The sequence below is a fragment of the Micromonospora sp. NPDC001898 genome, from assembly GCF_042891255.1.
In the GTDB taxonomy this organism is placed as follows: Bacteria; Actinomycetota; Actinomycetes; order Mycobacteriales; family Micromonosporaceae; genus Micromonospora.
In genome coordinates, this window is record NZ_JBIATC010000013.1 from 159,684 (window position 1) to 167,189 (window position 7,506).

Here is a 7,506-nt window from a genome sequence, read left to right on the forward strand (position 1 = left end):
TCATGGGAGAGCATGTGGGCACCGCCGAGGCGACATACGCGCAGCACGCCGTCTGGTTCACCGAGCAGGCCGGGGTCGCCGGCACGGCGTACCACATGGCACTCGGCGTCCGGTTCGCCGCCGACCTGGACCGCCGGGCCCTCGTCGAGGCGTGTGCGGCGGTGACCGACCGGCACCCGGTCCTCTGCACCCGGGTGGTCACCGAGGCCGACGGCACCCCCGGGCTGGCGCCGGCCGACGTGCGGCCGGCGGTCGCCTTCGGCGAGTGGACCGACGACCGGGTCGCGCGGGAGCTGGCCCGCCCCCACGACCTGCGGGTCGGCCCGCTGTCCCGGTTCACGCTGCTCACCGCCGCCGACGGCCGGCACCTGCTGCTGGTCACCGTCCACCACCTGGGGTTCGACGGGATGTCCAAGGACGTGCTGGCCCGGGACCTGGCCGACGCGTACGCCGCCGCGCTCGCCGACCTCCCGGCGCGGGCCGCGCCCAACTTCGACGGGTACGCCGGGGACGCGTCCGCCGAGCGGGAACGCGTCGCGGTCGACCTGCCGGCGGCCCGCGCGTACTGGGCGCGGCACTGGTCCGGCCCGGGCGACGTGGTGCTGCCCGGCCTGCGCCGGCTGCCCACGGGCGCGGAACCGGGCGCCGCCGTGGACGTCGACCTGCCCGCCGACCTGGCCGACGGCGTGGGCCGGGCCGCCGGGGCGCTCGGGGTGACCCGGTTCGAGCTGCTGCTCGCTGCGGTGCACGCCCTGCTGGCCCGGTACGGCAACCGGGGCGTCCCGGTCGGGGTCACGCTGTCCACCCGCACGGCCGCGCAGGCCGACCGGATCGGGTTGTTCGTCAACGAGCTGCCCGTCGCCGCCGACCCGGTCGCCGGCACCTTCGCCGACCACGCCCGCGCCGTGCGGGCCCGGCTGCGCGAGCTGTACCGGTTCCGCGCGGTGCCCCTCGCCCACGCCGTGTCGGGGCTGCGCCCCGCGCCCGCGCTGACCGGGGTCTCGGTCGGCTACCGGCGGCGCGGCGCCGAGCCGGCCTTCCCCGGGGTGGCCACCGACGTGGACTGGACGTTGTTCGGCGGCGCGGCCCGCAACGCGCTGCACGTGCAGATCGTGGACGGCCCGACCGGGATCACGGTGAGCCTCCAGCACAGCCCCGCCGCCATCGACACCGACGCGGTCACCCGGATCGGCGCCCACCTGCGCACCCTGCTCGCCGCCGTGGTCGCCGACCCCGGCCGGCAGGTCGGCGACCTGCCGGTGCTGCCCGCCGACGAGCTGCACCGGGTCACCGGGGGCTGGAACGACACCGCGCGGGCGTACCCCGGCGACACCGTGCCCGAACTGTTCGCGGCCCGGGTCGCGGCGGACCCGGACGCGGTGGCCGTCGTCGACGGCGACGTCACGCTCAGCTACGCCCGGCTCGACGCCGCCAGCGCCCGGCTCGCGGTGCTGCTGCGCGAGCGCGGCGTCGGCCCCGGGTCATTGGTCGCGGTCGCGCTGGACCGGTCCTGGCGGACGGTGGTGACGATGCTGGCGGTGCTGCGCCGCCGGGCCGCGTACCTGCCGGTCGACCCCGGCCACCCGCCGGCCCGGCGGGACCTGGTCCTCGCCGACGCCGACCCGGCGCTGGTGGTGACCGCGTCCCGCGGCACGCAGGACGCCCGGCCCGAACTCGCCCTGGACGGGGTGGACCTGCTCGCCGGCCCGGTCCCGACCCGGGACAGCGACGCGCCGACCGCCGCAGACCTGGCGTACGTGCTGTACACCTCCGGCTCCACGGGCCGGCCGAAGGGCGTCGCGGTACGCCACGGCGCGCTGACCAACCTGCTGCTGGGGATGCGGGACCTGCTGGACAGCCGGTCCGGGCACCGCTGGCTGCACCTCACCTCGCCGTCGTTCGACATCTCCGCGGTGGAGGTGTTCCTGCCGCTGGTCACCGGCGGCCGGGTGGTCGTCGCCTCGGCGGTGAGCGCGCTGGACGGCCCCGGGGTGCTGCGGCTGGTCCGCGATGCCGCGGTGACCCACGTCCAGGCCACCCCGTCCGGGTGGCGGGTGCTGCTGGAGGCGGGCCTGGACACGGCGGGCCCGCTGGTCGCCCTCGCCGGCGGGGAGGCCCTGCCGGTCGCCCTGGCCCGGGAGCTGCGGGCCCGCACCACCCAGCTGGTCAACGGGTACGGCCCGACCGAGGCGACGATCTACGCCACCGCCGCCGACGTCCCCGCCGACCCGGCCGAGGTGACCATCGGCCGCCCGCTGCCGAACGTGCGGGCGTACCTGCTGGACGAGGCGCTGCGGCCGGTGCCGGTCGGGGTGCCCGGCGAGCTGTACCTGGCCGGCGCCGGGCTGGCCGACGGCTACCTCGGGCGCGACGACCTGACCGCCGAACGGTTCGTGCCGGACCCGTTCGGAGACGGCGAGGGGCGGCTCTACCGCACCGGCGACCGGTGCCGGTGGCGGCCGGACGGCCGGCTCGACTTCCTCGGCCGGGCCGACGACCAGGTCAAGATCCGCGGGTACCGGATCGAGCTGGGCGAGGTCGACGCCCGCCTGCTGGAGCACCCGGCGGTGGCGCAGGCCACCACGGCGCTGCGCGCCGACGGCGACGGCGAGGCCCGCCTGGTGGCGTACGTGGTGGCCCGGGCCGGCGCGGTCGCGGACCCGGCGGACCTGCGCCGGCACCTGGCGCTGAGCCTGCCGACGGCCGTGCTGCCCACCGACTGGGTGCTGCTGGACCGGCTCCCGATGAGCCCGAACGGCAAGGTCGACCGGGCGGCGCTGCCCGCGCCGGCGCCCCGGGACGCGCCGGTCGGAATCGTCGCCGGGAACGCGGCGGCCGACGACGACCCGGTGGTGGCGACGCTGCGCGAGATCTGGCAGGACGTGCTGAAGATCCCCGACATCGGCGTGCACGAGGACCTGTTCGACCTGGGCGGGCACTCGCTGACCATCACCCGGATCAGCGGCCGGATCCAGCAGCGGCTCGGCGTCGAGGTGCCGCTCGACGCCTTCTTCGACACCCCCACGATCGCGGAGATCGCCGAGATCGTCCGACAGTCCGGAAAGGAACTCTGATGGGCACGACCGAGCTGCGCGCGCGGGTCGCCGCACTGGTCAGCGAGGCCACCGGGGGTGACGTGCCGGCCGCCGACATCCTCGGCGGAGGGTCGCTGGTCGCCCTCGGCGTCGACTCCCTCGGCCTGCTGCGCCTGGTCGACGCGATCGAACTGGAGTACGGCGTGGAGGTCGAGCTGACCGAACCCGGCCACCGGCTGGACACCCTCGACGACCTGGTGGCGGTCGTCGAGGCGGCCCGCCCGCACGACGCGGGGGCGGTGGTCAGCGCAGCCGGTGACGGCCGCTGAGCCACTCCCGGGCGGACCGGGAGTTCAGGGCCCACAGCACCCAGGCCAACAGGCCGACCCCGACGATGGTGATCGCGCCGAACATCCCGAGCGAGGCCACGGCGAACAGCCCGGACGACGCATACGCGGGGTAGGCCGCCCAGGGGCGGCGGCCGGACAGGCTGAACGCCACGAAGGCGCAGGTGAGGGCCATGGCGGCGAAGAACACGGCGGCGCCGAGGGAGCCGTCCTCGGCCAGCAGCCGGTGCACCGTCGCCAGCGCGAACAGCAGCGCCAGCAGCGCGAAGGCGAGCACGGTGGCCAGCACGGGGCCGGGCATCGGGGGGCGGCGCAGCACGCCGTCGTACCCACCGGCGCGGGGCGGTCGAAGCACCATGGAACAACGATGGAGGTCTACCCGCAGGGGGATCCAGCACTGTCAGGAAGACGACACCGCCAGGCGTCGGCCTAAGCTGCCGCCATGGCGAAGTACTACGACGTGCACCCCGACAACCCGCAACCCCGGACGATCCGCCAGGTGGTCGACCTCGTCCGGGGGGACGGGTTGATCGCCTACCCGACCGACTCGTGCTTCGCCCTGGGCTGCCGGCTGGGCAACAAGGAGGGCATGGACCGGATCAGGGAGATCCGCCACCTCGACAGCGGCCACCACTTCACCCTGGTGTGCCGGGACTTCGCGCAGCTCGGCCAGTTCGTCCACCTGGGCAACGCCGTGTTCCGCGCCGTGAAGGCGGCCACCCCCGGCAGCTACACCTTCATCCTGCCCGCCACGAAGGAGGTGCCCCGCCGGCTGCTGCACCCGAAGAAGAAGACCGTCGGCGTCCGCATCCCCGAGCACTCCGTCGTCCAGGCGCTGCTCACCGAACTGGGCGAGCCGCTGCTGTCGAGCACGCTGCTGCTGCCCGGAGATGCCGAACCGATGACCCAGGGCTGGGAGATCAAAGAGCGCCTCGACCACGTCGTCGACGCGGTCGTCGACTCCGGTGACTGCGGCACCGAACCGACCACGGTGGTCGACTTCTCCGACGGCGAACCCGAGGTCGTCCGCGTCGGCGCGGGGGACCCGTCCCGCTTCGCGTAGCGCGACCGGCCGGCACCGCACGGTGGCGGCCGTTCGGCACAATCGGACCGGCATTCGCTCAAAGCTCATCGATCCCCGGACGGGCCGGGGACGCGGACTGTGAGGTCATCCGATGGTGCGACTCATCCTGCCGGTCGTCGCGACGCTGCTGGTGCTGATCGCGGTGCGATGGTCGCAACCGGACGCCCTGCGGGTCGACGGATTCTGGCCGCTGGCGGCGGTCGCGGTGGTGACGGCCGTCGGCTCGGCCCTGACCCTGGGCCTGTCCCGGGTCGCCTTCTCCCGGGCCGCGCCGTGGATCCGCGGGTTCCTCTCGACCGCCGTCGCGTTCGTCCTGCTGGCCGCGTTCACCGGCGAGCCCGGTCCGGCGGCGGTCGTCGGTGGGATCCTGGTGACGCTGGCGGTGCTGTTCTCGCTGCTGCGCGGCGGTGGTCGCGCGCTGCGGGCGGAGCCGTTCCCGCCGGACGTGCTCGGCGTGGCCCGGCTCGCGGCGCGGTTCGTGGTGCCGGCGGCCTGGTATCTCGCCGCTGTCGAGGTGATGCCGGGCGTGCAGTCGGCGCACCGGTGGCCCGGCGCGCTGCTGGGCGGCCTCGTCGCGGGAGGCACCCTCGTCGCGGGCACGACCCTGGCGTGGACCAGGCCGTGGCACGCCTGCGTGACGCCGGTGACCGTGGGCGGCCGCGAGCGGGCCGCGTACGGCGGGATCGGGCACCTTGTCGGGATCGGCGACCCGGGCGCCCGCGAGCACCTGCGGACGATGGGCTCCGGCGGCGTGCTCGCCGACCTGTCGGGCATGCTGCCGGACCCGGCCCCCGACAGGCTCCGCCAGTTCCTCGACCGCCTCACCCCCGGCCTGGTACGGGCCGCCTGCGCGATCGAGACGCCGCGGCGGGTGCTGCTCGCCTCCGCCGGCTACGGCGACGCCGTGCACCTGTGGGACCCCGAGACCGGCCAGCCGGTACACGCCCTCGCCGGACACCTGGGCCCGGTCAACGCCCTGTGCGCCGTGCCGGTCGGCGACACCGTCCTGCTCGCCTCCGGCGGGGACGACTGCCGGATCCGGATCTGGGAACCGGAGACGGGTCGCCAGGTGCGGGTCGTCGGCCGGCAGGCGCGGTGGGTCGTCCGGGCGCTGTGCACCGTGCCGGTGGACGGTCGGATCCTGCTCGCCGCCGGATACGCCGACGGCACCGTCCGGCTGTGGGACCCGGCCGACGGGCGACTGGTCCGACACCTGGGTGCCCAGCAGGGCGGCGTCAACGCCGTCTGCGCGGTCACCGTCGACGGCACGACCCGGCTCGCCTCGGCGGCCGGCGACGGCACCGTGGTCCTGTGGGACCCCGACGGCGGCGAGCGCCTCGGCTCCTTCCACGACGAGGCCCCCCGCTACGCGCTCTGCGTGGTGGAAATGGACGGCGAGGTGCTCCTCGCCGCAGCCGGGGACGGCATCGGCGTCACCCTGTGGGATCCGGCGAGCGGGACGCGCCGGGGCTCGTTGGGCACCGCGTCGCTGCTGGGCCTGCTGACCGGCTCGACGGGTTGGATCCGGTCGATGTGCCAGGTCGGCGTCGGCGACGACTCGTTCCTGATGCTCGCCGGTTACGACCGTGCGGTCGAGCAGATCCGCCTCAGGCCGGCGCTGCGGTCCCTCGCCGCGCCGGAAGGCGCCTCCTGACCGACCACCGCGATCCGGTCCCGCGTCGAGTGCCGCCGGGCGGACGACGGCACACCGTCGCCGCCCGGCGACCTCGGATGGTTCAGAGGGATCCGACGAACTGGCTGACGTGGTAGGCGGTGCTGCGGTTGTCGGGCCCCCTGGTCCACTTCGAGACCATCAGGTGAAGCTCGTTGGCGTTCCTGCCGGACCAGGGGTGGATGAAGCCGCCGTACAGCGCGGGCTCCTGCCACGGGAACACCTGGATCTTCTCGGCGGTCCACACCTGGTCCGGCCCGCCTGCGGTGCGGGTGACGATGCAGCCGGTCACACAGTTGACGTAGGACATGACCCAGGTGCCGTCGTGCAGTCTGCGTACCGACGGTTCGCCGAACCGGCCGTTGAGGATCGGGGTGCAGGGCCTGCCCCAGCCCCAGTTGCTGCCGTTCCAGCCCCAACCCTCGTACGACTCGGGGTAGAACAGCCGGTCCCAGCGGACCCGGCGCAGCATCATCGGGCCGTCCTGACGACCCGCGCGGACGGAGAAGACGTAGACCCAGTCCCCGTCGCGCTGCATCGTCCACATCTGGAACGGGTCGGTGTTGTTGCCGTTGTTCCACCACTTCAGCGGGGTCCGGACGAAGTCGTTGCCGTTGTCGGAATAGGCCAGGCCGGCGTAGCGCGAACGCCAGTGCGGGCCGGCGGGACCGGCGGAGTCCCAGTTCTCGATGCTCATGTAGGAGATCAGTTGGCGGCCGGTCTCGGGAAAGCTGATCCCGTCGTTGGGGATGACGCTGACCTCCCACAGCCCGTCGATCCCGATCCCGTGGTGACCGTTGTGCATGATCTCGGGGGCCCGGCCGTTGCCGGCCACTCGCGCGGCGCTGTCGAAGACGATCCCCCCGGGCGCACCGGGGTGGACGTTGGAACGCAGCATCACCGGGGACCGCCAGTCGTTGGGCAGCGGCGGACCCTCGGGCCACGGGGTGTTGAAGGTGTCGCCGAAGAGGTACCCGATCGAGCCGTTCTCCAGCACGTACGGGATGCCCAGGTCCGTGCCGGCGACCTGCCACCGCCTGTTGGTGTCCAGGTCGGCGCCGGTGAGGCGCTTCTTCCAGGCGGCGGCCTGGGCCGGGCCGGGGAAGGCCAGGGCCGGCGCGACGGCCGAGGCCGTGGCGACCGCGGCGACCCTGCCGAGGAATGCACGACGGTCCAGTGCCATGTCAGTTCCTTCCCGCCCGGCCGGTCCGGCCGGGCGCACTCGGTGCCTCCCCGGGAAAGACGGCGAGGCGATTCAGGTGGTGGGGGGTTCAGAGGGTGGTTTCTCCGGGGAGGCCGAAGAAGTCGTGCCATTTGGTGGTGGGGGTGAAGGTGGTGCCGGTGGATAGTGCGACGTGGACGTCGTTG

Annotated in this window: 6 protein-coding genes; 4 read left to right on the forward strand and 2 right to left on the reverse strand. The window is 74.5% G+C overall.

Annotated elements, in window-relative coordinates; translation table 11 throughout:
- The first annotated feature begins 2 nt into the window (after positions 1–2).
- Both ACFYZF_RS23910 and ACFYZF_RS23915 read left to right on the forward strand, forming a co-directional pair.
- The gene (locus tag ACFYZF_RS23910) at positions 3–3,074 is read left to right on the forward strand and encodes an amino acid adenylation domain-containing protein (protein WP_387024223.1); all 3,072 of its coding nucleotides are present in this window, start codon (positions 3–5) and stop codon (positions 3,072–3,074) included.
- On the forward strand, positions 3,074–3,364 hold the full coding sequence (locus ACFYZF_RS23915; protein WP_387024225.1) for an acyl carrier protein: 291 nt from the start codon (positions 3,074–3,076) through the stop codon (positions 3,362–3,364). Before ACFYZF_RS23910 ends, ACFYZF_RS23915 begins: the two co-directional genes overlap by 1 nt.
- Here ACFYZF_RS23915 and ACFYZF_RS23920 read toward each other — a convergent pair.
- The gene (locus ACFYZF_RS23920) at positions 3,339–3,740 is read right to left on the reverse strand and encodes a hypothetical protein (protein WP_387024227.1); all 402 of its coding nucleotides are present in this window, start codon (positions 3,738–3,740) and stop codon (positions 3,339–3,341) included. The two genes, ACFYZF_RS23915 and ACFYZF_RS23920, sit on opposite strands and share 26 nt — an antisense overlap.
- A gap of 84 nt (positions 3,741–3,824) precedes the next feature.
- Between ACFYZF_RS23920 and ACFYZF_RS23925 the strand changes: the two genes are divergently transcribed.
- Together ACFYZF_RS23925 and ACFYZF_RS23930 are read left to right on the forward strand one after the other, a co-directional pair.
- Positions 3,825–4,445, forward strand: a complete 621-nt coding sequence (locus ACFYZF_RS23925; RefSeq protein WP_387024229.1) for an L-threonylcarbamoyladenylate synthase — start codon at positions 3,825–3,827, stop codon at positions 4,443–4,445.
- A 112-nt stretch (positions 4,446–4,557) separates the two neighbouring features.
- Positions 4,558–6,120 (forward strand): WD40 repeat domain-containing protein, encoded by a 1,563-nt coding sequence (locus ACFYZF_RS23930; protein ID WP_387024231.1) that lies wholly within the window; start codon positions 4,558–4,560, stop codon positions 6,118–6,120.
- Between the two features lie 82 nt (positions 6,121–6,202).
- On the opposite strand, the gene ACFYZF_RS23935 is transcribed toward ACFYZF_RS23930, so the two are convergent.
- On the reverse strand, positions 6,203–7,321 hold the full coding sequence (locus ACFYZF_RS23935; protein ID WP_387024232.1) for a DUF4185 domain-containing protein: 1,119 nt from the start codon (positions 7,319–7,321) through the stop codon (positions 6,203–6,205).
- Positions 7,322–7,506: the final 185 nt, after the last annotated feature.